Raw genomic sequence first — 25,748 nt, forward strand, 5'->3', positions numbered from 1 at the left:
CTGCGGTAAACCACAGTCAGCCGGCCGGCAGGTGCGCGCAGACCACAGTCGGGCCACCGGCCGGACTGTGCACGCCGAACGTCCCATCGGCGGCGGCGACCCGCCGGGCCAGTCCGGAAAGCCCTGTGCCCGTGGGATTCGCGCCGCCGGGGCCGTCGTCGATGATCTGGACCTGAATCTCGCCGCCCTGGCCGCGCACCTCGATTCGGACCAGGGCCGGCTCGGCGTGTTTCGTCGCGTTGGTCACCGCTTCGGACACCACGAAGTAGATTACTGTTGCCAGTGACCTGTTTGGTTCCTCTGGGAGTCGGAATGTCAGTTCTATGGGGACGCTGGCGTTCTCGGCCAATGACTCCAGTGCTACGTGCAGGCCTGCTTCGTCCAGTGCCGCCGGGTAGATTCGGCTTGCCACTCCTCGGAGGTCGGCGATTGCGTCCTGGGATGCGGCTTGGGCTTGCCGCAGAAGTTCGGCCGCGTGTTCCAGTTCTGTTGAGCGGCGGGCTCGGCCTATCAGCATTCCCAGGGCCACCAGGCGTTGCTGTACGCCGTCGTGCAGGTCTCGCTCGATCCTTCTGCGTTCGTCGTTGATTGCGTCGATTACCTGGGCGCGGGTGCTTGCGAGCGTTTCCACTCGGCGTCGCAGCATCTGTTCGGTGCTTGTGCCCAGTAGATGCACAGCCAGCATTCTGTCCAAAGTGGCCACACCACTGATACCAGCTGCTGTGACGAACAGGATGACTGCGCCTGGGACGACTGCTATTGCTATCAGTTCGCCGTCCACTCTGCCTTCGTTGGAGATCAGGCCCCAGCCTCCGTTGAATATCCAGGCGGACAGCATTGAGGCGGCGACCGTAAGGCACAGGAGGAACATCAGCAGGACGCCGCCGCCGAGGCCGCCGACCAGCCAGCGCACCGCTATGTAACGCCAGCTTCCTGTCGGGGTCAGCTCGTCTGTGTCCAGTTTTTGGCGGAACATGCTGAGGCGGCGCAGCTCCAGCGCGGTCAGCCTCATCGCCCATCTGTCCGCTGCTTTGGTCAGCCTGTTGGTGTGGAGGCCTGGGATGAGGGCGAGTGCGGGGGCGATGGCCAGGACGGCCAGGAAACCGAGCTCGATGAGCGCGGTCCATGCTCCTACGAACACCGTGCCGGCCAATTCGGTCCATTGGCGCAGCATCGAGGCTGCGGTGAGCCGGTTCGGCGGGGTGTCCTGGTACACGGATTCGACCGTAGTGCAGTGTTTGCTCTGGCGTACTGCGGTAAACCTCAGTCCTAAGTGCTGAGATAGCGGACGACTGCCAGGACGCGGCGGCTTGTGCCTTTGGTTCCTGTCAGGCCCAGCTTGTCGAAGATCGAGTTCACGTGCTTCTCGGCCGCGCTCTGGGAGAAGTGCAGCCGCTCAGCGATAGCGGCATTGGTCAGGCCCTCGGCCATCAGCTGGAGTACTTCCCTCTCCCGTGGGGAGAGTGTGGCCAGCGGGTCCGTCTGCTTGGTGCGGGACAGAAGCCTGCGAACGACCTCTGGGTCGAATGCGACGCCGCCGGACGCGATTCGCTGCAGGGCGTCCAGGAACTCCTCCACCTGCACAACCCGGTCCTTGAGCAGATAGCCGACCTGGCCTGTCTCGCTGGTGATCAGTTCGGCCGCGTACCTGTTCTCCACGTACTGCGACAGCACCAGGACGCCGACCGCAGGCCAGCGTTCGCGGATCTCCAGGGCTGCGCGCAGCCCTTCGTTCGTGTTCGTCGGCGGCATTCTGATGTCGGTGACGACCACGTCGGGCTGGCTGTCGGCGACCGCGGCGACCAGTTCCACCGGGTTGTCCACGGCCGCGAGGACTTCGTGGCCTTCCTCGGCCAGCAGGCGTACCAGGCCTTCTCGCAGCAAGGTCGAATCCTCGGCCAGGACTATGCGCATGATCGCATCGTATCGAGTGTGCCGGGAGTCTATTGAGGACATAGACAGACCGGCGGCCGTCTAGGCGATGGCCGAGATGTCTCCGTCATCGAAATAGATGGCCTGATGCAGGCGTCCGCCAAGCGCGGCTGCATACCGAACGAGCACATCCTGGCCGGAGATCATGCCCTGTTCGATCTGCGAGACACGTCCCTTCGTCACGCCCATACGGTCGGCGACCACTTGTTGGGTCAGTCCCCGCGCATGCCGGATCTCGGCCAGCCGGTTGCCAAGCACTTCGGCCAGCAACTCCTGCTTGCCTACCGCGACAGCTTCCTCCCCGCCAGCACGTTCGACATGTGTTGCTCGAATGTCGTTCCACCGTGTGTAACCGCTCATCGCCTATCCGCCTCCGCCTCGCGCTCCTTCAGATAAATCTCATAGCGTTGCTCGGCCAGCGGGATCGCTCGCTCATACCACGCATTCCACTGCCCCGCCTTGTCACCCGCGACCAACAGCACGCTGGCCCGCCACGGATCGAAGACGAAGAGAATCCGAACTGTTCAGGGCCGAGTTCCTTGAGGTTCCGGATCTTTGAGTGCGTGATGGTGTCGACCAGGGGCCGCCCGAGGCTGGGGCCATAGTCAGCGAGCGCATCAATGGCTTGCACGACCCGCCTGTGCGTCGAGGCATCAAGCTGCTCGATCCACTCCCGCACCTCATCGACAAGGTAGACGTCCCATTCAGCCGCAGCCACTCCCCAAGTATAGCATTCGCTATACTTGAGGGAACTCCCTCACCAGCCGCGCTCGGCGAGGCGGTGGGGCTCGGGCAGCTCTTCGACGTTGATGCCGACCATGGCTTCGCCCAGGCCGCGGGAGACCTTGGCGATCACGTCCGGGTCGTCGTGGAAGGTGGTGGCCTTCACGATCGCCTCGGCGCGCTGGGCCGGGTTGCCGGACTTGAAGATGCCGGAGCCCACGAACACGCCCTCGGCGCCCAGCTGCATCATCATCGCGGCGTCGGCCGGGGTGGCGATGCCGCCGGCGGTGAACAGCACGACGGGCAGTTTGCCCAGCTCGGCGACCTCTTTCACGAGCTCGTACGGGGCCTGCAGCTCCTTGGCCGCGACGTAGAGCTCGTCCTCCGGCAGGTTCTGCAGGCGACGGATCTCGGCGCGGATCTTGCGCATGTGCGTGGTGGCGTTGGAGACGTCGCCGGTGCCGGCCTCGCCCTTGGAGCGGATCATCGCCGCGCCCTCTGTGATCCGGCGCAGTGCCTCGCCCAGGTTGGTCGCGCCGCAGACGAAGGGCACGGTGAACTGCCACTTGTCGATGTGGTTGGCGTAGTCGGCCGGGGTGAGCACCTCGGACTCGTCGATGTAGTCCACCCCGAGCGACTGCAGGACCTGGGCCTCGACGAAGTGGCCGATGCGGGCCTTGGCCATCACCGGGATGGAGACCTTGGCGATGATGCCGTCGATCATGTCGGGGTCGCTCATCCGGGACACGCCGCCCTGCGCGCGGATGTCGGCCGGCACGCGCTCGAGCGCCATGACGGCGACCGCGCCTGCGTCCTCGGCGATCTTGGCCTGCTCCGGGGTGACCACATCCATGATCACGCCGCCCTTGAGCATCTCCGCCATGCCGCGCTTCACGCGGGCGGTCCCGGTCTGCGGGACGGATTCTGGGCTGGTGGTCACGGACTCGGTCCTCTCGTCGTAACTATTGGTTCACCTGAATCCTACGTTCGACGTGGCCCTGTCAACCGGGCCAATCCGGCGCGATCTCACCAGGCCACTTCGGCAAATCCGCAGCGTGTGGCCCCCGTCACCACTCGGCGGTACGGTCGTACGGCTGCCGGGCGGGCGTTACTTCCACCGGATGGAGGACCGCCGCTGGGGTTGTCCCCGACCTGCATAGGGGTGTGAGATCGAGCACATTGTGTCCTGCAACTGAATACTGTGCGTGCGGGAGGTTGAGTGCTATGGCAGGAAAGCACACCGAGAACGGAGACGCCGGAGCCGCGGTCGCTGTGGACGACCCGGCCAAAGTGCGCAATGTCGTCCTGGTGGGGCCGTCCGGATCAGGGAAGACAACACTGACCGAGGCCCTGCTCACCGCGGCAGGAGTACTCACACGCGCGGGTTCGGTCACCGAAGGCACCACGGTCTGTGACCACGACCCGGCGGCTGTCCGCCAGCAACGATCGGTCGGCCTGTCGGTCGCACCGCTGATGCACGACGGCGTGAAGATCAACCTGATCGACACGCCTGGATACGCCGACTTCGTCGGTGAACTGCGGGCCGGCCTGCGGGCCGCCGACGCGGCGCTGTTCGTCGTCTGCTCGGCCGAGGGCGTGGACGCCTCGACGGTGGCCGTGTGGGAGGAATGCGCGGCGGTCGGGATGCCGCGCGCCGTGATCGTGGCGCGCCTGGACCACCAGCGGGCCGACCCGGAGGCCGAGATCGCCGCGTGCCGTCAGGCGTTCGGCGCCGGGGTGCTGCCGCTGTACCTGCCGGCCAAGGGCGGGCTGGTCGGGCTGATCACCCAGCAGCTGTACGACTACTCCGACGGCTACCCGCCCAGGATGAGCCAGCCGGAGGAGGCCGACCTGGAGCGGATGACCGACGCCCGCAACGAGCTGATCGAAGGGATCATCGCCGAGAGCGAGGACGAGACCCTGATGGACCGGTATCTGGCCGGTGAGGATCTCGACCAGGACACCTTGATCGAAGACCTGGAGAAGGCGGTCGTGCGCGGCTCCTTCCACCCGGTGATCCCCGTCTGCTCGGCGACCGGCGTCGGGCTTGCCGAGGTGCTCGACGGCATCAAGCGCGCGTTCCCGTCACCGCTGGAACACCCGTTGCCATCCGTCACTGACCCCAACGGCAAGTCGCCGGAGACCCTGCGTGCCGACCCCGACGGTCCTCTTGCCGCCGAAGTCGTACGCACGGCCGTCGACTCGTACGTCGGGCGTGTGTCGTTGGTGCGCGTGTTCTCCGGAACGTTGCGGCCGGAGCGTCCGGTGCACGTGTCCGGGCACGGAATGGCCGAACGCGGTCACGAGGACCACGACGTCGACGAACGCGTGGCGCACATCTACTCCCCATTGGGTGCGACGCTCCGAGAGGTGCCGTACTGCGTCGCGGGTGACCTGTGCGCGTTGACGAAAGTCGGCTCGGCCGAGACGGGTGACACCGTGTCCGCGCCTGAACATCCGTTGCTGATGGCGCCGTGGCAGATGCCTGAACCGTTGCTGCCCGTCGCGGTGGTCGCCAAGACCCGCAGCGACGAGGACACGATGGCTCGTAACCTCGCACGCCTCGTCGCCGGTGACCCGACGCTACGGCTGGAACGCAACGCCGAGACGCACCAGCTTGTGTTGTGGTGCATGGGCGAGGCCCACGCGGACGTCGTGCTGGCACGGCTTCGGTCCGGTGGCGCGGAAGTCGACACCGAGCCGGTGAAGGTCGCCCTGCGGGAGACGTTCGCGGGCCCGGCCAAGGCGAAAGGCAGGCACGTCAAGCAATCCGGCGGGCATGGCCAGTACGCGGTGTGCGACATCCTGGTCGAGCCGTTGCCGCGTGGATCCGGGTTCCAGTTCGTCGACAAGATCGTCGGCGGCGCCGTGCCGCACCAGTTCATCCCGAGCGTCGAAAAGGGCGTGCGGGCACAGCTGGAACGCGGCCTGCACTCCGGATATCCCGTGGTGGACATCAAGGTCACGCTGGTGGACGGCAAGGCGCACAGCGTCGACTCGTCCGACGCGGCGTTCCAGACCGCGGGGTCGATCGCGTTGAAGGAGGCCGCCGCGAGCGCCCAGATCACGCTGCTCGAACCGGTGGATCTGGTCACGGTCCGGCTGCCGGACGACCACCTGGGCACGGTGCTCGGCGACCTGTCCAGCCGTCGCGGCCGTGTGCTGGGCACCGAGGCTGACACCACGCCCGGCTACAGCGTGATCCGTGCGGAAGTGCCTGCGACACAGCTGATCCGGTACGCGATCGATCTGCGGTCGCTCAGTTCCGGCTCGGCAACGTTCACCCGGGAGTTCAGCCGGTTCGACCCGCTGCCGCAGAACCTGGTGGCCAGCATGACCTAGCGAACCGATCAGCGGACGGATTTCGTGCGGCCGTCCCACTCGGCGGCGAGCAACTCGGGCAGCAGGTCGGCGAGCTGGACGGGGTAGACGGTGTCGGTGGTGGAGCGCAGATCGGCTGCGCTCCACCAGCGATGCTCGTCGATCGTGTCCAGCTCGATCCGGTTGAAGCCTGAAGTGTCCACTGTGGTCGTCGGTGTGGTGGCGACGAAGAACCACTCTTCGGCGTCGTAACTGCGGCCGTCGAAGCTGAACACCACGCGCCGCCGCCACACCGGCCCGGTCAGCTCGTCGTCGGCCAGCTTGATCCCGGTCTCCTCGAACAGTTCCCGGACTGCGGCGGCGCGGATGTCTTCGTGTGGCTCGACTCCCCCGCCGACGGTGAACCAGAAAGTGTCGTTCTCGTCGCTCGGGTTGCCCCCGTGGAACAGCAGCACACGGCCTTCGCCGTCGAGCAGGAGCACGCGCGCTGACGGCCGTGGCACAGGCGCGGCGTCGCCGTTCAGCTCGGGCTCGGCGATCTCGAAGTACTCCGGCTGCGGCGCGGTGCCTGCCAGCTTGAGCCAACGGACCGTCCGGCGACGGCGTTGCGTCAGCGTGTCCCGTACGGCGTCGTTATGCACGCGGCGCGCGATCACCACGCGTTGTTCGGCATCGCTGAGCTCGGCGACCAGCGCCAACGGCAGTCTGACCCGTTCCACCGCGGCCAGTTCCCTGCTCAGCTCGTTCTCCGCGGCCTCACGGTCAGGCCGTGCCGCGTGTTCGGCGTGGTCGGCGATCTCGCGCAACGAGCCCGTATCCACCGTCGCCGCAACGGCTCTGGCCACGACAGCACGCCTGCCGAGCGCAGCCTCCAACGCTGCCCATGCCGCGTCAGTCCTAATGTGCAGACGGTCCAAACGGTTCGCGGTTGCCATCAACCACGCGACCAGGATCAGGAGCAGTACGCCCGCGACGATCAGCAGGGCAATCACAGCGCCTCACCGACATGCCTGGGGTCAGCCGCGATCGCTGTCTCGTACACACGTAGCACCTGGTCCGCGACTACCGACCAATCGAACGCCGCCACCCGCCTACTGCCCTCAGCGGCCAGCGCAGCACGCCGCGACGGGTCAGTCAGCACCTCGTGCAGCGCATTCGCCAACCCCGTCGAGTCGCCGACCGGCGTCACGACACCGGCCGTGGCGTCGTCGAGCACGCGACGGAACGCGTCCAGGTCGCTGGCCACCACGGGTGTGCCTGCGGCCATGGCCTCGATCAGGATGATGCCGAAGCTCTCACCGCCGGTGTTCGGCGCGCAGTACACGTCGACGCTGCTCAACGCACGCGCTTTGGTCTCGTCGTCGACCTGGCCGAGCAGGTCGATCCGGTCGGCGAGTTCCGGACCGGCCGCCCGCATCAGGTCGTCGGCGTCACCGCGGCCGACGACGAGCAGCCTCAGATCCGGCAGCAGCGGCACGAGCCGTCGCAGCGCTGCCAGCAGGACGGGCATGCCTTTGCGGGGCTCGGTGAACCGGCCCACGAACCCGATCGTCGGGCCCTCGCGCGGGTAGCCGTCCAGCGGTTTGGCGTCGGCGAAGAAGCCCATGTCGACGCCGTTGGGGATCTGTACGGCGTCGCCGCCGAGGTGTTCCACCTGCACGCGACGCGCCAGCGCGGACACCGCGATCCGGGCGGTGATCTTCTCCAGGAACGGCTGCAGCACGACCTGGAAGGCGTTCAGCGCCCGGGATTTCGTGGTGGACGTGTGATAGGTCGCCACGATCGGGCCGTCGGCGATCATCAGCGCCAGCAACGACAGGCTCGGCGCGATCGGCTCATGCAGGTGCACGACGTCGAAGTCGTGCTCACGGATCCAGCGCCGGACCCGGGCGTACGACACCGGCCCGAACGACAGCCGGGCCACGGAACCGTTGTACGGAATGCCGACCGCCCGGCCCGCGGGCTGGACGAAATCCGGCAACGGCGTGTCCTCGTCGGCCGGGGCGAGCACGTCCACCTCGTGTCCCATCCGGCGCAGCGCCCTGGCCAGGTCCACGACGTGGGCCTGCACTCCTCCAGGCACCTCGAAGGAGTACGGGCACACCACGCCGATCCGCATCAGCCCAGCGCCTCCCGGCGGGCGTCGGAGAGGTCGGCCAGCCACAGTTTCTGCAGCATGTGCCAGTCGGCCGGGTGCTCGGAGATGTCCTTGGCGTAGCTGTCGGCCAGTGCCTGGGTCGCGGCCTGGACATGCGCGCGCGACTCGACCAGCCGCGGCGAGTGGAACCGCGCACCCCAGCCGTCCCCGACGAACAGGTTGTCCACGACCATGAGACTCGCGCCGGTACTGGCGGCCAGCCGGGCCGGGCCGACCGGCATCCTGGTCTCCTCACCGAAGAACGTCACCGGGACGCCCATCTTGGTGAGGTCCCGGTCGGCGACCAGGCAGATGATCCCGTTCTCCTTGAGCCGTTCGACCATCACGCGATACGGCGACGTTTCCCCGCCGGTCAGCGGCAGCACCTCGAACCCCAGCGACCGCCGGTACGCCAGGAACCGCTCGTACAGCGATTCCGGCTTGAGGCGCTCGGCGACTGTAGTGAACCTGCCGTAGTTCTGGGCCACCCAGATGCCGGATGCGTCGAAGTTGCCGGTGTGCGGCAGGGCGATCACGACGCCTTTGCCGCGTTCGAGCCCCTCGTCGATGTTCTCTCGGCCGGTCACGTGCTCGTTCATCCGCTCGGCGATCACCTCGGCCCGCGTGTTCGGCAGCCGGAACGTCTCCTTCCAGTAGCGCGCGTACGAACGCAGCGACTGCTGGACGAGATCGTCGAGCTCCTGTGGCCCGGCACCGGGCACGACCCTGGCGAGATTGCGCCGCAGCTGCTGGGGGCCTGAGCCGTTGCGGCGCGCCGCGAGATCCGCGCCGCTCTGGAAGGCTTTACGCGCCAAGCCCTCAGGCAGCGACTTGACCAGACCCCACCCAGCCGCGTACGCGGCATCCACCAGCCGTTCCTTCACGCCATTTCCTCCTGCGCCGCCTGCCAGACCGCGACCAGCCGCTGGAACACCGTGATCGCCGAGAGCACCGCGAGCAGCCACAGCGCCACGTGCAGTGCGTACGGCACGCCCAGACCGACCAGGCCCGTCCCCACCAGTGTGATGATCAGACGCTCCGCGCGCTCGACAATGCCGACATCGGCGTGCAGGCCGGACGCCTCGGCCCTGGCCTTGACATACGAGATGACCTGCCCGCTGACCAGGCAGATCAGCGCGGCGGCACCCAGCGTCATGTTCTGCGCGACCACCAGGCAGTACCAGGCCACGGCGGCGCCGAGCGTGCCGTCGGCTATCCGGTCGCAACTGGAGTCCAGCACGCCACCGAACTTGGTGCCGTTGCCCTTGGCCCGGGCCATGGCGCCGTCGAGCAGGTCCAGCATGGCAAAGCCCCAGACAACGAACGTGCCCGTGAGCAGTTCGCCGCGGGGAAAGAACCAGAGGGAGCCCGCGACCGCACCGAGCGTGCCGATCACCGTCATCGCGTTGGGCGTCAGGCCGATCTTGACAAGCCATGCGCCGATCGGATCAGTCACGCGCGAGACTGACGCACGGGCGAAGATATTCAGCACTCGGCGGGCACCCTGGATCGTGGTCTGAACTGGCCACACGCAGCCTAACCGCTGGGACGCACGCTCAGAACTCGGCCCGCAGCTCCGCCTTGGCCTGGTCACACTGCGGGGTGAGCCCGGTCTGGATGGCGGTCATGATGCCGTCGAGCTGGGTGAGCTGCTCGGGGGTGAGCACGTCGAACAGGTGCCGGCGGACGGCGCCGACGTGATCGGGAGCGGCCTTCTCCAGAACCTTGAAACCCTCGTCGGTCAGCTCGGCGAACGCACCGCGTTTGTCGCTCTCACAGGCCCTGCGCCGTACCCATCCGGCTTCCTCCAACCGGGACACCGCGTGCGACAGGCGGCTGCGAGACGAACGACACATGGCCGCCAGCTCGCTCATCCGCAGCGAACGGCCGGGCATCTCCGAGAGCACCGCGAGGATCTCGAAGTAGGCCAGCGGCATGCCGGAGTCACGCTGCATCTGCCGGTCAAGGTGTTCCATGAAGGAGCCGGTGGCGGTAAGAAAGACACGCCAGACGGACTGTTCGCGCGCATCGAGCCACCGGACCTCTGTCATGGTCCCCACTCTACCTCATGGTTGAACTCTAAACTAAGTCGCGCTATGGTCTGGTTGAAGTTTCAAGCAGCCAATCCGAAGGACAGAGCCATGAGCACCCCCACCATCAACATCCCCGGCTACGTGACCGGAACCTGGGCCATCGACCCGATCCACTCGGACGTCTCCTTCACCGTCCGCCACCTGGGTGTCTCAAAGGTCCGCGGCCAGTTCAACACCTTCTCCGGCGAGATCGTGACCGCCGAGAACCCGCTCGACTCGAAGGTGACCGCGACCATCGACGCCGGCTCCTTCCACACCCGCCAGGAGCAGCGCGACGCCCACGTCAAGGGCGAGGACTTCCTGCACACCGACGAGCACCCCGAGGTCACCTTCGTGTCGACCGGCGTGCGCCAGAACGGCGAGGACTTCCTGCTGGACGGCAACCTGACCATCCGCGGCGTCACCAAGCCGGTCACCCTCGACCTGGAGATCAACGGCTTCGGCGACGGCATGGACGGCTCCCCGGTCGTCGGCATCTCCGCCTCCACCGAGATCAGCCGCAAGGACTTCGGCGTCCACGGCGGCGGCGCAGGCGCGGTAGTCAGCGACAAGATCAAGATCAACCTCGAGATCGAGGCCGGCCGCAAGTCCGACTGAGCTCCCTCTCTGAAAACTCCATATTTGCGTGCCAACGCAACAAGTTCGGGTGGCCGGTCACCATGCCGGCCACCCTTTTGGCAGCCGGGGATGGCGTGCGGTCACGGCACGCCATCCGCTTGCACCGTTTCAGTCGGCTTCGCCATCGAGCGGGGCCTCGTGCGGGTTGACCCACACGAGGCGAGCCTGGATGCGGCTGCCGACCTTGAACATGTACAACACGTCTTCCGGCGCCGGCAGGCATATTCGCAGCCCTCGTTCGACTGAGACGACTTCGGCATGGTCGTCGAATGCCATGCCCCAGGCGGCGACCTGGCCGTGTCCCAGGGCGTTCTGGCCCGGACTGTGGATGCGCTGAGCATTCCCGCCGACGTGGCGTCCCAATTGGACACGCTGCGCCGCAAAGCCGAAGAACCCGGCTGGTGGCAGGACTACGGCGACATCCTGTCCGAAGCAGTGCAGATGCTCATCGAACTGGAAACCGACGCTTCCTGGATCCGCACCTACGAAGGCGAGGTCATCCCCGGCCTGCTCCAGACCCGCGACTACGCCGAGCGAGTCATCACCGCTGTCTCGCCCCACATTCGAGTCTCTGACATCGACCGCTACCTCGAACTGCGAATGAAACGCCAGAAACGGCTCCGCGAGGGCCAGCGGCTGACCGCGATCGTGGGAGAGGCCGCCATCCGCCAGCAGGTCGGCGGCCCCGCCATCCTGTGCGAGCAACTGCGGCACATCACGCGCGTGGTCCGCGAGCATGATGTCACCGTTCAGATCGTCCCGTTCACCGCCGACGCGCACGCAGCCCTCGGCGACTCGTTCGTGATCATCCAGTGGCCCGATGAGGCCGACCCTGAAGCCATCTATGTCGACGGAGTGACATCCTGGACAGTGCACGAGCGTGACGGCGTGATCCGTAGCTACCTGCACGCGTTCGGCTCAGTGCAAAGTCAGGCGTTGCCTGCACGAGAATCACTGGACCTCATCCACGATGTGATCAAGGACCTACGATGACCACCGACTCCCCCACCACGTGGCGCAAGAGCAGCTACAGCACTGGCACCGGCAACTGCGTCGAGGTCGCCCCGGCCGCCGACGGCGTCGTCATCCGGCACAGCAAGCACCCAGCCGCAGGGACGATCGCCTTCCCTGACCATGCCTGGACGGCCTTCGTCCGCGACGCCTCCGAAGACAGCGCCACAAGCGCGAACGGGATCGCCTCCATCACCAAGGCCGGCACCGACACTCTCGTCAGGTCGTTAACCACCGACGTCGAGCTGCGCTTCGACAAAGGCGAGTGGTCCGCCTTCCTCGCCGGAGCAGCCGACGGCGAGTTCGATTTCACCCCTCGACGCGCCATCGCCTGACCAAACCGGCAAAGCCGAGCCGGACCCCGCCCGTTCAAGGTGTACTTAAAAGGCTCCGGATTGCTGGGTCGCCGTTGGAAAACCGATCACAAGCCCGCTGCGCTCTACTCGGTTTTCCACGCGTCGGCCAGTAGTTGGCGGGTCTCTCCCAGCAGTTGGGGCAGGACTTTGGTGTGGCCGATCACGGGCATGAAGTTTGCGTCGCCGCCCCAGCGGGGGACCAGGTGCTGGTGCAGGTGGGCGGCGATTCCGGCGCCGGCGATGACGCCCTGGTTCATGCCTATGTTGAAGCCGTGCGGAGCGGCGACGGCTCGGCCGACACGCATGGCTCGCTGGGTGAACTCGGCCAGTTCCAGGGTCTCCGCGACTGACAGTTCGGTGTAGTCGGCGACATGGCGGTAGGGCACGACCATGAGGTGGCCTGGGTTGTACGGGTACAGGTTCAGCAGTGCGTAGACGAGTTCGCCACGGGCCACTATCAACGCTGAGACGTCGTCGAGCTCCACGACCTGGCAGAACGGACAGCCTTCGGCGGCGCCGTCCTCGGGCTTGTTCTCGCCTTTGATGTAGGCCATCCGGTGCGGGGTCCAGAGGCGTTGCAGGGCGTCGGGTTCGCCGACGCCCTGCTGCTCGACCAGTTCGGGGTCTGTCACAGCGTCGCCTGGACGGTTTCGGCCGTCGGCGAGCTGTTCTCGCGGCGATCGATCCACGCGATGATCGTTTCCACTGCGCGGTCGACTGGGATGCCGTTGATCTGGGTGCCGTCGCGGAAGCGGAACGACACCGCGCCCGCTTCGACGTCCTTCGCGCCCGCGAGGAGCATGAAGGGGACCTTCTGCAGGGTGTGGTTGCGGATCTTCTTCTGCATCCGGTCGTCGGAGTAGTCCAGCTCGACGCGTACGCCGCGGGACTGCAGGGCCTTCGAGACCTGCTGCAGGTGTTCGACGTGCTCGTCGGCGATCGGGATACCGACCACCTGCACCGGCGCGAGCCAGGCCGGGAAGGCGCCCGCGTAGTGCTCGGTCAGGACGCCGAAGAACCGTTCGATCGATCCGAACAGGGCACGGTGGATCATCACGGGCCGCCGGCGCGAGCCGTCCGGGCCCGTGTACTCCAGCTCGAAGCGCTCGGGCAGGTTGAAGTCCAGCTGGATGGTGGACATCTGCCAGGTACGGCCCAGCGCATCGCGCGCCTGCACGGAGATCTTCGGGCCGTAGAAGGCCGCGCCGCCTGGGTCGGGCACGAGCTGGAGGCCGGACTCCTCGGCGACCGAGCGCAGCGTCTCGGTGGCCTGCTCCCAGATCTCGGCGGAGCCGACGTACTTCTCCTCGTTCTTGGTCGACAGCTCCAGGTAGAAGTCGTCCAGGCCGTAGTCGCGCAGCAGGTTCAGCACGAAGGTCAGCAGCGACTTGAGTTCATCGCGGACCTGGTCGGGCGTGCAGAAGATGTGCGCGTCGTCCTGCGTCATGCCGCGCACCCGGGTCAGGCCGTGGACCACACCGGACTTCTCGTAGCGGTAGACCGAGCCGAACTCGAACATCCGCAGCGGCAGCTCACGGTAGGAACGCCCGCGCGACCGGAAGATCAGGTCGTGGAACGGGCAGTTCATCGGCTTGAGGTAGTAGTCCTGCCCCGGCTTGCGGACCGAGCCGTCCTCGTTGAGCTCGGCGTCCAGATGCATCGCCGGGTACATGCCGTCGCGGTACCAGTCCAGGTGCCCGGAGACCTCGAACAGGGCGCCCTTGGTGATGTGCGGCGAGTAGACGAAGTCGTAGCCCTCTTCGACGTGCCGGCGGCGTGAGTAGTCCTCCATCGCCATCCGGACGATGCCGCCCTTGGGGTGGAACACCGCCAGGCCGGAGCCGATCTCGTCGGGGAAGCTGAACAGGTCCAGCTCGTTGCCCAGCTTGCGGTGGTCGCGCTTCTCGGCCTCCTCCAGCAGCCGCAGGTACTCGTCCTGCGCCTCCTGGGACTCCCAGGCCGTGCCGTAGATCCGCTGCAGCTGCGGGTTCTTCTCGCTGCCGCGCCAGTACGCGGCCGCCGACCGGGTCAGCTTGAACGCCGGGATGAACTTGGTCGTGGGCACGTGCGGGCCACGGCACAGGTCGCCCCAGACCAGATCGCCGCTGCGCGGGTCGAGGTTGTCGTAGATCGTCAGCTCGCCGCCGCCGACCTCCATCACCTCGGACGTGTCCACATCGGACTTGATATCCACCAGCTCGAGCTTGTACGGCTCGGCCTTCAGCTCGTCCTTGGCGGCATCGACCGACTCCACCACGCGCCGGGAGAACCGCTGGGCACCCTTGACGATCTGCTTCATGCGCTTCTCCAGCGCCTGCAGGTCCTCCGGGGTGAACGGCTTGGGCACGTCGAAGTCGTAGTAGAAGCCGTCCTTGATCGGCGGGCCGATGCCCAGCTTCGCCTCGGGGAACATCTGCTGGACGGCCTGGGCCAGCACGTGCGCGGTGGAGTGCCGGATCACGCCGCGGCCGTCGTCGGTGTTCGCCGCGACCGGCTCGACCTCGACGTCTGCCTCGGGCACCCAGGACAGGTCACGCAGCCTGCCCTCGGGGTCGCGCACGACGACGATGGCGTCCGGGCCTTTGGTCGGCAGCCCGGCCTCCCGCACGGCGGTGCTCGCCGTAGTCCCTGCCGTAACCACCACGCGCTGTGGAGGTGCGGCCAGGACGGCGGGAGGTTGGGACACGGTCTTGCTCCTTCACGAAGTCTGAGTACTGGGAACGCATGGTATCGAGTCCCCGACCAGTGGGTTCTGCCCTGGGTGGGTCCCGCTGATACCTCTTGGACAGGTTTCACACAGCTGACGCACAGTAACGCGGGTGAACCTGGACTGGTCACCGAATTTTCGCTAGTCAGGGAGCACCCAGTGTCCGACGAACCCATCAAACCGCGGCAGCCGGAAGAGCCGGCGCAGCCCACCGCTCCGGACGGGCCATCCGAAGCTCCCGCGCAACAGGCCACCACACCGCCCAACAAGCCCGAGGAACCTGCGGCCGAGGAGACAACCACCGAGCACGGGGCCGCGGCTCCGCCTCCCCCACCGCCACCTGTGCCGCCTGCCCCGCCGCGTCAGCCAGGAGGGTTCGGACGGTTCGCCCGGCACCGTGCGACGCAAATCGTGGCCGCGGGCCTCGTCGGCCTGGTCGTCGGTGGTGGCGCCGTGGCGTTGCTCGACCGCGACGGACCGCGCGGGGGCGGCTTCAGCAACCACGGACAGTTCCGCGGTGGCCCAGGCGGCCCGCGCGGAGACTTCGGTCCGTACCGCGATTTCCGGGACGGTGACAGGGGCCCACGGCAGCAGCGTCCGCCACGGCAGGCGCCGGCCAACCCGTCGAACCCTTCCACACCGTCCACGCCGCCGACCACAACGACACCGAGCTAAGCACCAAGCATCGTCTTCATCTGGCCGATCTCCTTCTGCTGGGCCGAGATCACGTCCTGGGCCATCTCCTCGACGAACACGTCCGACCCGGTCTGGAGCAGATCAGTGGCCATGACCACGGCGCCTTCGTGGTGCTTGGTCATCAGCTCGAGGAACATCCTGTCGAACGCCGGACCGCTCGCCGCCTTCAACGCGGCGAGTTGTTCGGCTGTTGCCATGCCCTGCATCTGGTCGTGGCTCTCGTCGTGCGCCGGGCCGCCACCCGCACGCGTGAGCCACGCCTTCATCGCCTTGATGTCAGGACCTTGCGTGTCGGCGATCCGGCTGGCGAACGACTTGAGCGTCTCGTTGACCGCGCGGGACGACACCAGGCTAGTCATCTCCAGCGCCTGCTCATGGTGCTTGATCATCATCTTGACGTAGCGGAAGTCCGCGGCGTTCGGCTGCTGCTTCGGCGCGGCCTGCGCCGCCTCCGACTGCGGCAGCGTTTTCGCAGGCTCCCCGGGAAGACCCGGCACGATCACGCTCGGGCCCTCTTCCGAAGGGTGCTCCGTACAACCGGTCAACGCCAGCGCCAGCACGGCGCCCGCGACCCACATCCTGCGCACGCCCTGAACGTACCGGAGCGCCATCGTGTGGGTTTCCTACTTTCGGATGCTTTCCGCAGCTAAACGATCCGCAATACTGTGGCCACCCACCGTGTCCAGCAGTGGGCGAGAGGAGCCTGCAATGGGGGCGAAAGGTAGAGCGCTCACTCTGCTCGCGGCCGCGGCAGTAGCGCTACCGATGGTGATCAGCGCACCAGCCTCGGCAGCGCCCGGCGACAGCTACGAGATCCCGGGCATCGACGAGATCCGGCACAGCTGGAACATGCGCCAGCTGGCCAACCTGCCGAAACAGGCACCGTTCAATACCCCGGACGCGCTGAACACCGATATGGCGTTCAGTGGCGACAAGGCGATTGTCGGCAACTACTTCGGCTTCACCATCTACGACATCCGCAACCCACGGAAACCCAAGATCATCAGCCAGGTCTCCTGCCCCGGCGGACAGAACGACGTGTCCGTGTCGGGCAACCTGGTCTTCCTGTCCACCGACTCGTCCCGCAGTGACGCGTCGTGCAACAGCGTCTCGCAGCCCGCCTCGGAGAAGTCCTCCTGGGAGGGCATCAAGATCTTCGACATCAGCGACCCGAAGTCGCCGAAGTACGTCTCCGCGGTGGAGACGAACTGCGGTTCGCACACCCACACGCTGGTGCCGGACAAGCGCGGCAAGGACCTGTACCTGTACGTCTCGTCGTACTCACCGCGGCCGGAGTTCCCCGACTGCCAGCCGCCGCACGACCTGATCTCGATCATCAAGGTGCCGGTCAAGAACCCGGCGGCCGCCGCGGTGGTGGCCAAGCCGGTGCTGTTCCCGGACGGCGGCAACCCCGGCGCGCCCGCGCCGTGGCCGAACCCGACGGTATCGGCGACGACCGGTTGTCACGACATCACGGTCTACCCGGCGAAGGACCTGGCAGCAGGCGCCTGCATGGGTGACGGCGTGCTGTTCGACATCTCCGACCGTGAGCGGCCTCGCATGATCAACCGCGTGCAGGACAACGCGCACTTCGCGTTCTGGCACTCGGCGACGTTCAACAACGCCGGCACCAAGGTCGTCTTCACCGACGAACTGGGCGGCGGCGGCCGGGCCACCTGCAACGACACGATCGGTCCGGAGCGCGGTGCGGACGGCGTCTACGACATCACCGGCCGTGGCGACAACCGCAAGCTGGAGTTCCGCAGCTACTTCAAGATCCCGCGGCCGAACGCCGACACCGAGGTCTGCGTGGCGCACAACGGGAACCTGATCCCGGTGCTGGGCAAGGACATCATGGTCCAGGCCTGGTACCAGGGCGGCATCTCGGTGTGGGACTTCACCGACTCGCGCAAGCCCAAGGAGCTGGGCTTCTTCGAGCGTGGCCCGATCAACACCACGCTGGACACCACCGCGGGACCATGGTCGGCGTACTACTACAACGGCCAGATCTACTCCTCGGACATCGAGAAGGGCCTCGACGTCCTGGAGATCACCGACCCGCGGGTGCTGAGCGCGAAGTTCGTGCACCTCAAGGAGCTCAACGCGCAGACCCAGTATCACAACTGGTGATCGACGCCGACCAGAAGCCGGTGCGGACTTTCCGAAGTTCGCACCGGCTTTTTACTTGGTCAGACCGTGTTCGTAGGCGTAGATGACGGCGTGCACCCGGGTGCGTAAGCCGAGTTTGGCCAGGATGCGGGCGACGTGTGTTTTGACTGTGCCCTCCTCGATCCACAGCGTGCGAGCGATTTCGGCGTTGCTGAGGCCGTCGGCGAGGTGCAGCAGGACGTCGTGTTCGCGGGCGGTGAGGCGGCTCAGCGCGGCCGTGGCAGGGCTTGGGCTCAACGCGGCGAACCGGCGAATGACCCGGCGGGTCAGCCGCGGGTCGATCAGGCCATGACCGCGGTGGGCGGCGCGGACGGCGTCCAGGAGCAGCAGTGGCCCGCTGTCTTTGAGCAGGAAACCCGTCGCGCCTGCCTGCAGCGCTCCGAACAGGTACTCGTCGAGGTCGAACGTGGTCAGTGCGATGGTGGCGCAGTCAGTCAGCGCACGGATCGCCGCGATCCCGTCCAGCCGGGGCATTCTGATGTCGATCACGGCGACGTCCGGGCTCGACTGCCGGGCGAGCCGGACCGCCTCGGCGCCGTCCCCGGCCTCGTCGACCACCTCGACATCCGGTTCGGCGTCCAGGACGAGCCGGAGAGCGGAACGGACTTCGGGCTGGTCGTCGGCGATCAGCACGCGGATGGTCATGGTGTGATTCCTGAGACGGGTAGTACGGCCTCGACCTGCCAGCCGTGAGGTTGCCTGGACGCGATGCTGACCGAGCCGCCGAGTTGCTGCGCGCGTTCGTGCATGCCACGGATGCCTTGTCCCTCAGCCGAAAAAGCTGTGGACGGCCCGTTGTCCTCGACGGTCGTGGTCACGGTTTGTGGCGTACGGCGGATGGTCACGCTGATGTGCGTGGCACCGGAGTGCCGCACGGCATTCGTCAGGGCCTCCTGAAGCAGCCGGTACGCGCCGTGATCCACAGCGGGCGGAAGACCGCTGAGCGAACCCTCCACACTGACACTGATGTCACACGAGGGCGTGGCCAGCCGGGCGGCGAGGGCTTCGGCGTGGATCAGCATGGTGCCGTCGGCAGGCAACAAAGCCAGGATTGTGCGGACATCACGCAAGGCGGAGGTCGCGGAGCCTTCGATGGTGTGCAACGCGCGGTCAGCCACCGGCGGAACCTCACGCAGGACATGCCGAGCCGCGCTCGCCTGCATTTGGATCGCGGTCAGATGATGGCCGACCGCGTCGTGCACTTCACGCGCGATGCGGGTGCGTTGGTCCGCGATCGCCCGCTGTCCCTCCACTTGCTGCAGGCGCACCAACTGAGCGGCGCGTTCGTGGTGCAGCCGCAACGCATAGCCCATGGCCACAGGGGCGATACCGATCAAGAGAGCCTGCGTGAACGGGGTCGTGCCGAATCCGACGATCGAGGGCGCGGAAACGCTGGATCCCGATCGGGCTCCTACCAGGCCTGGTGCGACGAAGCAGAAGGCAGACACCGCGAACACACGGCCGATGTGAGGGCTGTGGTAAGCCGCCGAGCCGAAGGCGACCACGGCGGCCAAACCACCCGACCAGCGCGGAAACCACAGCACGACCAGCATCAGCTCAGCGGTAAGGACCGCGACGGTCAACGGCATCCGCCGACGAAGTAAGAGCGGCGCCGCCGTAACCACGCTCATGACGGCGAGCACCAGCAGAGACGCTGGTGCTCTTTCCGCCACAGCCAGCGCGAAAACCACGACGGCACAAGCCGTCGCCACAGCCGGATCACGGACACGGTCATGCATGGCAGCGCACTTTCACCCAGTCAGCAGCGCGTGCTCTCGCCAGGCAACGCACCAGTTCGTAAGTACTGGTGCACATACTGCCGCACGCAGGGATTTCCGCTCACGTACAGCGCGTGATTGCCCTTGGCAGGCAGGTATCGCGCACCAGGCAACTGCCGGGCGACGCGCTGAGCGTGCTCTGGTGGCGTCGTCTGGTCGTCGCTTCCGCTGGCGATCAGGACCGGCGGCAGCTGCGCAGGCTGGATCCGGTGTGGCGGGAACGTATGCCTGGCTGGAAGACCCGCACAGTGCACTGCCGCGTGGCTCCACGCGTGTGCCCAGCCGATGTGCGGGGCGACCGTGGCCCGCAACTTGCCTTCGACCTGCTTGAGGGCGTCATACCTGGTCTCGTAGGGGAAATCTGCGCAGTACATGACCCTGGACATGTCCGAGCCCAGCGAACCGGGCGGCGGCGGGAGCGGAGGCACGAACGCGCTGCCATCCCCCGCGTCAGCCTGGGCGAGCGCACGAGAGAACTCCGGCCACTTCCTGTGGTCCTGCACTCTGGCCTGCCCCACGATCAACGCCGCACTCGCCGGCATCGCCGCCCCAGGCGCCGGAATCGGCTCGCGCATGGCCCGTTCGACCACCCGGTCCCACACAGCCATGGCATCCTGGCCGTGCAGCGCACACGCCTCCTCACGCTCGCACCACCGCGTGAACTCCCGCAGGTTCTGCTCCGAGGTAGCCGCTTTCGCTGCCGTCCAAGAAGAAAAGTCCGGGTTCGTATGGTCGACCACGCTGTCGAGGTACATCCGCCCGACGTTGCGGCCGTACAGCTCGGCGTACGCCTGGCCGAAGACCGTGCCGTACGAGTTGCCGAAGTAGTTGAGTTTGCGCTGCTTCAACGCGATCCGGATCGCCTCCATGTCATGGGCGACCTGCCATGAGTCCAGGCGCAACGGCGCGGGCGGGCACTGTGCGGCGAACAACCGGTTCGCGTCGGCGAACCCGGTGTAGTCCGAACGACTGGGATAAGCCCATTGCAGGGTGTACGGCGGCGGCTGCGGGCACGAAACGTTGCTGCTGGCGCCCATGCCGCGTGGATCGAACACGACCACGTCGAACCATTCGGTCAGCTCGGCGTAGGCGTCCTTGAGCGCTGGCAGGTATTCGATCACCGCTGCCGGGCCACCCAGGTTGTGTACCAGGGTGCCGATCTTGCGGGACTGGTCGCGGGCAGGCAGTTTGGCCAGCCCGATCTTGATCCGGTCCCCGGCCGGCCGCGACCAGTCCGCGGGCGCGGCGACTTCCGCACACAGCAGCCCGTTTCCACAGTCCCGCCAGTCGAGGTCGGCCGCGGCCGCGGCCGCCGATGTGGGCACGACCGCTGTGGCGAGCACGGCGGCGGTGATGAACGCTTTGATCATGACTGCAGCCTGGCCGCGGGGCAGCGGTGATGTCGTCTGCCGAAAGACAGATCTTCAGCGCTGTGGAGGGGACGTCCCCTAGGGGCGGAACGGCGGGTTTTCAGGGGCCGTGCCGGATGTCCGATCACGACACGGTCCGTAACGTGCTGACCTGTGAATCTCATCGAGACCGAGTCACTCGAGAAACGGTATGGCGGCACAGTCACCGCCCTGGCCGATCTCACGGTGGACATCGAGCCCGGCATAGTCGGGCTGGTCGGGGCCAACGGCGCGGGCAAGAGCACGCTGATCAAGCTGTCGCTCGGCCTGCTGGAGCCCACCGGCGGCAAGATCCGGGTACTGGGACTCGATCCGCTCGCCGACGGCGACGCCGTACGGGCGCGCGTCGGGTACATGCCTGAACATGACTGTCTCCCGCCTGACCTGTCGGCGGCCGAGTTCGTCACCCACATGGGCCGTGTCAGCGGGCTGCCGCCCGCAGCGGCACGAGAGCGCGCGTCGGAGACGTTGCGGCACGTGGGTTTGTACGAGGAGCGATACCGGCAGATCGGTGGCTACTCGACCGGTATGAAGCAGCGGGTCAAGCTCGCACAGGCACTCGTGCACGACCCGGAACTGCTGCTGCTCGACGAGCCGACCAACGGGCTGGATCCCGAAGGCCGCAGGCAGATGCTGGCGCTGGTGCACCGGATCGGCACGGAGTTCGGGATCTCCGTGGTGATCTGCTCGCACCTGCTCGGCGAGATCGAGCGCATCTGCACTTCCCTGGTCGCCATCGAGGGCGGCCGGCTGTTGCGGTCGGCGTCGCTGTCGTCGATGACCCAGCACAGCGACATGCTGATGATCGAGGTCGACGACGGGGAGGACATGCTCGCCGACCGGCTGACCGGGTCCGGGCTTTCGGTGCGGCGCAAGGAACGCGTGCTGATGGTGACGCTGGCCGGGGACAGCACGTTCGACACGATCCGGGACGCCGTGGCCGACCTGGATCTCTCGCTGCACCGCCTGGAGCAGCACCGCCACCAGGTCGCGGACCTGTTCCGGGAGGAGGTCAGCAATGCCTGAGGCAGGCGTGATCCATGACATCGGATACCAGCGTTACGAAGGTGTCCGACTGGGCCGCCGTTACGCGGCGCGCTCGATCTATGTCCACAGTGTCCGCAGCGCGTTCGGCATCGGCCGCAGTGCCAAGGCGAAACTGCTGCCGGCCGGGATGTTCGCGCTCGGGTGCATCGCGTCGCTGATTCTGGTCGTGGTCAGCAGCCAGCTGCCTGAGCCGGTGATCACCTACGTCGGGATCGTGTCGACGTTCAGCTACGGAATCACCGCGTTCGCCGCGATCGTGGCACCCGAGATGGTCTCCCGCGATCTGCGCAACAGCTTGCTGCCGCTGTACTTCTCGCGTCCACCACACCGGACCGACTACGCGCTGGCCAAGTTCGCCGCGCTGATCACCGCGATCTTCGTGATGTTCGCCGGGCCGCTGCTGATCATGTTCGTCGGAATGGCGTTCAGCGCGCCCGACATCGGCGAGGTGTTCACACAGCTCGGCGACCTGGCGCCCGGCGTCGGTGCGGCTCTGGTGCACGCCGTCGTGGTCGCCGCGATCGCGTTGCCGTTGGCATCGCTGACCGGCCGCCGGGTGTTCGCGACCGGCCTGATCATCGGGGTCTTCCTGCTCACAGCGCCGGTCGCGGGCGCGCTGCAGTCATTCGGCGAGGGCGACGGCTCCTCACTGGCCGGCCTGATCAACCCGGTCAGCCTGCTCAACGGCGTGGACTCCTGGCTGTTCAGCTCCGGCGGCGAGGTGACCGACGAGATGACCCGGATCGGCTCCGCCGGACCGATCTACGGCATCACCGCCCTCCTGCTCACCGCCCTCGGCACCGCCCTGTTGATGTGGCGTTACAAGAAGGTAAAGGCATGACCGCCATCGCTACGGAACCCGCGAAGACAAATATGTCCACTGTGGAACTCGCCGGTGTGTCGCACTGGTACGGCAACGTGGTTGCGGTCAACGACGTCACCCTGACGATCGGTCCTGGTGTGACCGGCCTGCTCGGACCCAACGGCGCGGGCAAGACAACCGTGCTGCACATGATGGCCGGTTTCCTGCCGCCGTCACAGGGAACTGTGACCGTGAACGGGCGCCCCAGCTGGCGTAACCCTGACGTGTACAAGGATCTCGGTCTGGTCACCGAGCGGGAGAGCGTCCCGGGTTTCCTCACCGCGTGGGAGTTCGTGCTCGCCAGCGCGAAGCTGCACGGCCTGCCCGATCCGGCGGCAGCGGCCGCCAAGGCGATCGGGATCGTGGAGATGAACGACGCCAAGGATCGGCGGATCTCCACTTATTCCAAGGGAATGCGGCAACGCACCCGGGTCGCGGCCGCGCTCGTGCACGATCCCGCGGTACTGTTGCTGGACGAGCCGTTCAACGGCATGGACCCGCGCCAGCGTCTGCACATGATGGACCTGCTGCACGGCATGGCTTCGCAGGGCCGCACGATTCTGTTCAGCTCCCACATCCTGGAAGAGGTCGAACAGCTTTCCGGGACCGTGCAGGTGATCGTGGCGGGCCGGCTGGCCGCGTCCGGCGACTACCGGCACATCAGAAGGCTCATGACCAACCGGCCGCACGTGTTCATGATCCAGTCCTCGGACAACCGGAAACTCGGTGCGGTGCTGATGGAACTGGATTCGGTGTCCGGCGTGGAGCTGGAACCGACCGGCCTGCAGGTCCGCGCGAACGACTACGGAACCTTCACCCGCGCGCTGAGCAAAGTCGCGCGGGACAAGGACATCCGGCTGACCGCGGTGATGCCGTCGGACGAGTCCCTGGAAAACGTCTTCTCCTACCTGGTGGCGTCATGAACCTCACGATCGCCGGACTGACCGCACGGGCCCTGCTCGGCCGGCGGCGGGTCCTGTTGCTGCTGCCCATGCCCGCGCTGATGATCGGGCTCACGCTGATCGGCCTCTCGACCGGCGACTCCGCCGAGCAGTGGGCGCCGATCATCCTCGGCGAACTCGGCCTCGGCGTCATCCTGCCGCTGACCGCGCTGATCGTCGGCAGCAGCGTGCTCGGCCTGGAGATCGAAGACGGCACGATCACGCACATCCTGGCGAAACCGTTGCCCCGCAGCGAGATCATCATCGCCAAGCTGGTCGTGGCGTGGGGCGTCACGGGAGTGGCCACGGCTGTGCCGCTGGCGATCTGCGGGATCATGGTGGATTCGGTGGCGCTGGGCTTGGGGCTAGGGCTCGGTGCGCTGGTGGGGGCGTTGGCGTACACCGCTTTCTTCCTGGCGCTCTCGCTGATGTCACGGCGGCCGGTCGCGATCGGCCTGATCTACATCATGCTGTGGGAGAACCTGCTGGTGAAGTTCGTGTCGGGGGCGCGCGTGCTGAGCATCCAGCAGTACTCAGTGACGCTCGCGGACGGCCTCTCGGGCGACACCTTGCTGCTCAACTCGAACCTGTCAGCGGTGACAGCGTCCGTGCTCGCGGTCGCGTTCATCGCTTTGGGCACAGTCATTGCCACGCAACGGCTTCGTTCGTTCGCGCTGACCGGGGAGACCAGCTGACCCGGGGGTTGTCCCCCACCGGTTGACTGGATGGTGGTGGTCGCTGCCGGCCCATAGTTTCAAGGGCATGGCAACGACCACCACTTCTTCTTTGTTGCGGCCGCTCGGTGCGGACGGCTGGCGGCGGCTGGTGTTCATGTACGTCGGGCCAGGCAAGCGCCGCCAATGGGCCCACCGGCTCGGATCCCCCGGCAGACGACCACCGCGTCCGGTTACGATGGCAGCGGCATTCGTTTCCGTTCTGCTGTCACTGCTTGTGTTCTACCTGATCGGCCGGATCACGACGTACGGCGCTTTCTGGGTTGAGGGACATGAAGCGGGGGCGTGGGGCGGCCCGACACTCCTCGGAGCCTGGGTCACGCACGCGTTGCTCGCCGTGCCGGCGATCGCAGCAATAATGTGGCTCCTGGTGCCGCTGACCAATCTCGTGATCCGCAGCCTGCGGTGACTACTTGGCGAGTACGGCGACGGACGCCGCGTCGAGTTGGCCAAGCGTTTGGTCCGGACGTATCACCCGATGGCAGCCGTCCAGTTCGGCCATCGCCTGCGCGTTGTCAGCAGTCAACGTCGCGAACCTGGTGTGCTTGGCCTGACACGGCGCCGCCGGTCCTGCACTGTCCAAAGCGGACACCTGGTCCGTCGTGACCGAGTGACCGGCAACAAGTTTCCCGATCCCACCTTCGGACTGGTACACACAGACCCGGACCTGCCCGGCCGCCGGCCACACCTTCGTGGCCGGGCCAGGCTTGTACGAGTTCAAGTCGATCGTCAGGAGATCCTTCCAGGCCTGGTCGCAGCCGGTGTCGATCGACTGCTGACTCTGCACCTGCCGCACCGGACTCTCGAAAACAGGCTTGTACGGCAACGCATTCAGCGCACTGAGCGCCTCAATCCGAGGCTTCCCACACCCATCGGCCGGAATCTCAGGCAGAACGGCCTTCCCCTCGGCATTGATCAGCGTGAAGTACGGCAGGACAATCCCCTCTGCCGTGCACGGCCTGTTACTGCTCGGCTCCGACGGCCGCCGCAACTGCGCCACCAGATCAGCCGCCGGCGTCTCAGCCTTCTCGGTCACGGCAACCGCCCACTGCCCCTCACCAGCCACACTCCGAAAATCAACCCGGCACTGCATCACCGCCACAGTCACAAAATCAGCCGGCACACCCCCACGCCGCACAGGCTCCGCCCCCAACACGCCTTCCACCGACCCCGGCGGGCAGACAGCCTCAACCCAAACCGGCGGCCCAGGCGTC

29 protein-coding genes and 1 pseudogene are annotated in these 25,748 nt (G+C 66.7%); 11 read left to right on the top strand and 19 right to left on the bottom strand.

From position 1 onward, the window contains the following. Positions 1 to 16: 16 nt before the first annotated feature. The 6 genes and pseudogenes from JOF56_RS52295 to pdxS form a co-directional block, all read right to left on the bottom strand. Positions 17 to 1,216: a sensor histidine kinase gene (locus JOF56_RS52295; protein ID WP_307855674.1), complete on the bottom strand. Its 1,200-nt coding sequence runs from the start codon at positions 1,214 to 1,216 to the stop codon at positions 17 to 19. A gap of 53 nt (positions 1,217 to 1,269) precedes the next feature. Beyond that, positions 1,270 to 1,914, bottom strand: a complete 645-nt coding sequence (locus JOF56_RS52300; protein WP_209646880.1) for a response regulator — start codon at positions 1,912 to 1,914, stop codon at positions 1,270 to 1,272. A 60-nt stretch (positions 1,915 to 1,974) separates the two neighbouring features. Continuing rightward, entirely contained in the window at positions 1,975 to 2,292 is a 318-nt protein-coding gene (locus JOF56_RS52305; RefSeq protein WP_209646881.1) for a helix-turn-helix domain-containing protein, read from the bottom strand. Further along, complete coding sequence (locus JOF56_RS60580; protein ID WP_307855675.1) at positions 2,289 to 2,414, bottom strand: hypothetical protein; 126 nt, start codon at positions 2,412 to 2,414, stop codon at positions 2,289 to 2,291. Before JOF56_RS60580 ends, JOF56_RS52305 begins: the two co-directional genes overlap by 4 nt. A 104-nt stretch (positions 2,415 to 2,518) precedes the next feature. Further along, positions 2,519 to 2,650 (bottom strand): annotated as a pseudogene (locus JOF56_RS60585) (type II toxin-antitoxin system RelE/ParE family toxin); the annotation flags it as partial. A 39-nt stretch (positions 2,651 to 2,689) separates the two neighbouring features. Then, entirely contained in the window at positions 2,690 to 3,595 is a 906-nt protein-coding gene (gene pdxS / locus JOF56_RS52315; RefSeq protein WP_209646882.1) for a pyridoxal 5'-phosphate synthase lyase subunit PdxS, read from the bottom strand. Between the two features lie 284 nt (positions 3,596 to 3,879). On the opposite strand from pdxS, the gene JOF56_RS52320 reads away from it, so the two are divergent. Beyond that, positions 3,880 to 5,997 carry an elongation factor G-like protein EF-G2 gene (locus JOF56_RS52320; protein ID WP_209646883.1) on the top strand — a complete coding sequence of 706 codons (2,118 nt, stop codon included), beginning with the start codon at positions 3,880 to 3,882 and terminating at the stop codon, positions 5,995 to 5,997. An 8-nt stretch (positions 5,998 to 6,005) separates the two neighbouring features. Here JOF56_RS52320 and JOF56_RS52325 read toward each other — a convergent pair whose 3' ends face one another. The 5 genes from JOF56_RS52325 to JOF56_RS52340 all read right to left on the bottom strand — a co-directional run bounded on the left by JOF56_RS52325 (position 6,006) and on the right by JOF56_RS52340 (position 10,164). After that, positions 6,006 to 6,968 carry an NUDIX hydrolase gene (locus JOF56_RS52325; RefSeq protein WP_307855676.1) on the bottom strand — a complete coding sequence of 321 codons (963 nt, stop codon included), beginning with the start codon at positions 6,966 to 6,968 and terminating at the stop codon, positions 6,006 to 6,008. Continuing rightward, positions 6,965 to 8,095, bottom strand: coding sequence for a glycosyltransferase family 4 protein (locus tag JOF56_RS52330; RefSeq protein WP_209646884.1), 1,131 nt, complete (start codon positions 8,093 to 8,095; stop codon positions 6,965 to 6,967). Before JOF56_RS52330 ends, JOF56_RS52325 begins: the two co-directional genes overlap by 4 nt. Further along, entirely contained in the window at positions 8,095 to 8,997 is a 903-nt protein-coding gene (locus tag JOF56_RS59230; protein WP_307855677.1) for a phosphatidylinositol mannoside acyltransferase, read from the bottom strand. Before JOF56_RS59230 ends, JOF56_RS52330 begins: the two co-directional genes overlap by 1 nt. Next, positions 8,994 to 9,605, bottom strand: a complete 612-nt coding sequence (gene pgsA / locus JOF56_RS59235) for a phosphatidylinositol phosphate synthase (protein WP_307855678.1) — start codon at positions 9,603 to 9,605, stop codon at positions 8,994 to 8,996. The genes JOF56_RS59230 and pgsA overlap by 4 nt, the downstream gene beginning before the upstream one ends. Positions 9,606 to 9,669: 64 nt before the next feature. Next, the gene (locus tag JOF56_RS52340; protein WP_209646886.1) at positions 9,670 to 10,164 is read right to left on the bottom strand and encodes a MarR family winged helix-turn-helix transcriptional regulator; all 495 of its coding nucleotides are present in this window, start codon (positions 10,162 to 10,164) and stop codon (positions 9,670 to 9,672) included. A gap of 90 nt (positions 10,165 to 10,254) precedes the next feature. Between JOF56_RS52340 and JOF56_RS52345 the strand changes: the two genes are divergently transcribed. Then, positions 10,255 to 10,803 (top strand): YceI family protein, encoded by a 549-nt coding sequence (locus tag JOF56_RS52345; protein WP_209646887.1) that lies wholly within the window; start codon positions 10,255 to 10,257, stop codon positions 10,801 to 10,803. A gap of 129 nt (positions 10,804 to 10,932) precedes the next feature. On the opposite strand, the gene JOF56_RS52350 is transcribed toward JOF56_RS52345, so the two are convergent. Next, the gene (locus JOF56_RS52350) at positions 10,933 to 11,100 is read right to left on the bottom strand and encodes a hypothetical protein (protein WP_209646888.1); all 168 of its coding nucleotides are present in this window, start codon (positions 11,098 to 11,100) and stop codon (positions 10,933 to 10,935) included. On the opposite strand from JOF56_RS52350, the gene JOF56_RS52355 reads away from it, so the two are divergent. Next, positions 11,083 to 11,817, top strand: a complete 735-nt coding sequence (locus tag JOF56_RS52355; RefSeq protein WP_209646889.1) for a DUF5753 domain-containing protein — start codon at positions 11,083 to 11,085, stop codon at positions 11,815 to 11,817. The two genes, JOF56_RS52350 and JOF56_RS52355, sit on opposite strands and share 18 nt — an antisense overlap. Then, the gene (locus JOF56_RS52360) at positions 11,814 to 12,170 is read left to right on the top strand and encodes a DUF397 domain-containing protein (RefSeq protein WP_209646890.1); all 357 of its coding nucleotides are present in this window, start codon (positions 11,814 to 11,816) and stop codon (positions 12,168 to 12,170) included. The genes JOF56_RS52355 and JOF56_RS52360 overlap by 4 nt, the downstream gene beginning before the upstream one ends. 104 nt (positions 12,171 to 12,274) lie before the next feature. On the opposite strand, the gene JOF56_RS52365 is transcribed toward JOF56_RS52360, so the two are convergent. Together JOF56_RS52365 and thrS are read right to left on the bottom strand one after the other, a co-directional pair. Further along, entirely contained in the window at positions 12,275 to 12,823 is a 549-nt protein-coding gene (locus JOF56_RS52365) for an HIT family protein (protein WP_307855679.1), read from the bottom strand. Then, positions 12,820 to 14,835, bottom strand: a complete 2,016-nt coding sequence (gene thrS, locus JOF56_RS52370) for a threonine--tRNA ligase (protein ID WP_209649015.1) — start codon at positions 14,833 to 14,835, stop codon at positions 12,820 to 12,822. The genes JOF56_RS52365 and thrS overlap by 4 nt, the downstream gene beginning before the upstream one ends. Before the next feature lie 222 nt (positions 14,836 to 15,057). Between thrS and JOF56_RS52375 the strand changes: the two genes are divergently transcribed. Continuing rightward, positions 15,058 to 15,573: a hypothetical protein gene (locus JOF56_RS52375; RefSeq protein ID WP_209646891.1), complete on the top strand. Its 516-nt coding sequence runs from the start codon at positions 15,058 to 15,060 to the stop codon at positions 15,571 to 15,573. Here the strand turns inward: JOF56_RS52375 and JOF56_RS52380 are convergent. Next, positions 15,570 to 16,172, bottom strand: coding sequence for a DUF305 domain-containing protein (locus JOF56_RS52380; RefSeq protein WP_245381086.1), 603 nt, complete (start codon positions 16,170 to 16,172; stop codon positions 15,570 to 15,572). The two genes, JOF56_RS52375 and JOF56_RS52380, sit on opposite strands and share 4 nt — an antisense overlap. A 130-nt stretch (positions 16,173 to 16,302) precedes the next feature. Here JOF56_RS52380 and JOF56_RS52385 point away from each other — a divergent pair, with 130 nt between their 5' ends. Then, complete coding sequence (locus JOF56_RS52385; protein WP_209646893.1) at positions 16,303 to 17,724, top strand: LVIVD repeat-containing protein; 1,422 nt, start codon at positions 16,303 to 16,305, stop codon at positions 17,722 to 17,724. Positions 17,725 to 17,775: 51 nt separating this feature from the next. Here the strand turns inward: JOF56_RS52385 and JOF56_RS52390 are convergent, their stop codons facing one another. From JOF56_RS52390 to JOF56_RS52400, 3 genes are read right to left on the bottom strand one after another with little or no spacing between them, the layout of a single operon-like run. Next, positions 17,776 to 18,408: a response regulator gene (locus tag JOF56_RS52390; RefSeq protein ID WP_209646894.1), complete on the bottom strand. Its 633-nt coding sequence runs from the start codon at positions 18,406 to 18,408 to the stop codon at positions 17,776 to 17,778. Next, the gene (locus tag JOF56_RS52395; RefSeq protein WP_209646895.1) at positions 18,405 to 19,502 is read right to left on the bottom strand and encodes a sensor histidine kinase; all 1,098 of its coding nucleotides are present in this window, start codon (positions 19,500 to 19,502) and stop codon (positions 18,405 to 18,407) included. The genes JOF56_RS52390 and JOF56_RS52395 overlap by 4 nt, the downstream gene beginning before the upstream one ends. Before the next feature lie 20 nt (positions 19,503 to 19,522). Then, positions 19,523 to 20,911, bottom strand: a complete 1,389-nt coding sequence (locus tag JOF56_RS52400) for an alpha/beta hydrolase (RefSeq protein ID WP_209646896.1) — start codon at positions 20,909 to 20,911, stop codon at positions 19,523 to 19,525. Between the two features lie 153 nt (positions 20,912 to 21,064). On the opposite strand from JOF56_RS52400, the gene JOF56_RS52405 reads away from it, so the two are divergent. The 5 genes from JOF56_RS52405 (at position 21,065) to JOF56_RS52425 (ending at position 24,943) form a co-directional block, all read left to right on the top strand. After that, positions 21,065 to 21,976: an ABC transporter ATP-binding protein gene (locus JOF56_RS52405; protein ID WP_209646897.1), complete on the top strand. Its 912-nt coding sequence runs from the start codon at positions 21,065 to 21,067 to the stop codon at positions 21,974 to 21,976. Continuing rightward, entirely contained in the window at positions 21,969 to 22,838 is an 870-nt protein-coding gene (locus tag JOF56_RS52410; protein ID WP_209646898.1) for an ABC transporter permease, read from the top strand. Before JOF56_RS52405 ends, JOF56_RS52410 begins: the two co-directional genes overlap by 8 nt. After that, positions 22,835 to 23,782, top strand: a complete 948-nt coding sequence (locus JOF56_RS52415) for an ABC transporter ATP-binding protein (protein ID WP_245378774.1) — start codon at positions 22,835 to 22,837, stop codon at positions 23,780 to 23,782. Before JOF56_RS52410 ends, JOF56_RS52415 begins: the two co-directional genes overlap by 4 nt. After that, positions 23,779 to 24,495 (top strand): ABC transporter permease, encoded by a 717-nt coding sequence (locus JOF56_RS52420; protein ID WP_209646899.1) that lies wholly within the window; start codon positions 23,779 to 23,781, stop codon positions 24,493 to 24,495. Before JOF56_RS52415 ends, JOF56_RS52420 begins: the two co-directional genes overlap by 4 nt. Positions 24,496 to 24,562: 67 nt before the next feature. After that, a complete protein-coding gene (locus JOF56_RS52425) occupies positions 24,563 to 24,943 on the top strand; it encodes a hypothetical protein (protein WP_209646900.1) in 381 nt (126 codons plus the stop codon). Here JOF56_RS52425 and JOF56_RS52430 read toward each other — a convergent pair whose 3' ends face one another. Beyond that, entirely contained in the window at positions 24,944 to 25,570 is a 627-nt protein-coding gene (locus tag JOF56_RS52430) for a hypothetical protein (RefSeq protein ID WP_209646901.1), read from the bottom strand. Positions 25,571 to 25,748 lie beyond the last annotated feature (178 nt).

This window comes from Kibdelosporangium banguiense, from assembly GCF_017876405.1.
GTDB classification, from domain to species: Bacteria; Actinomycetota; Actinomycetes; order Mycobacteriales; family Pseudonocardiaceae; genus Kibdelosporangium; species Kibdelosporangium banguiense.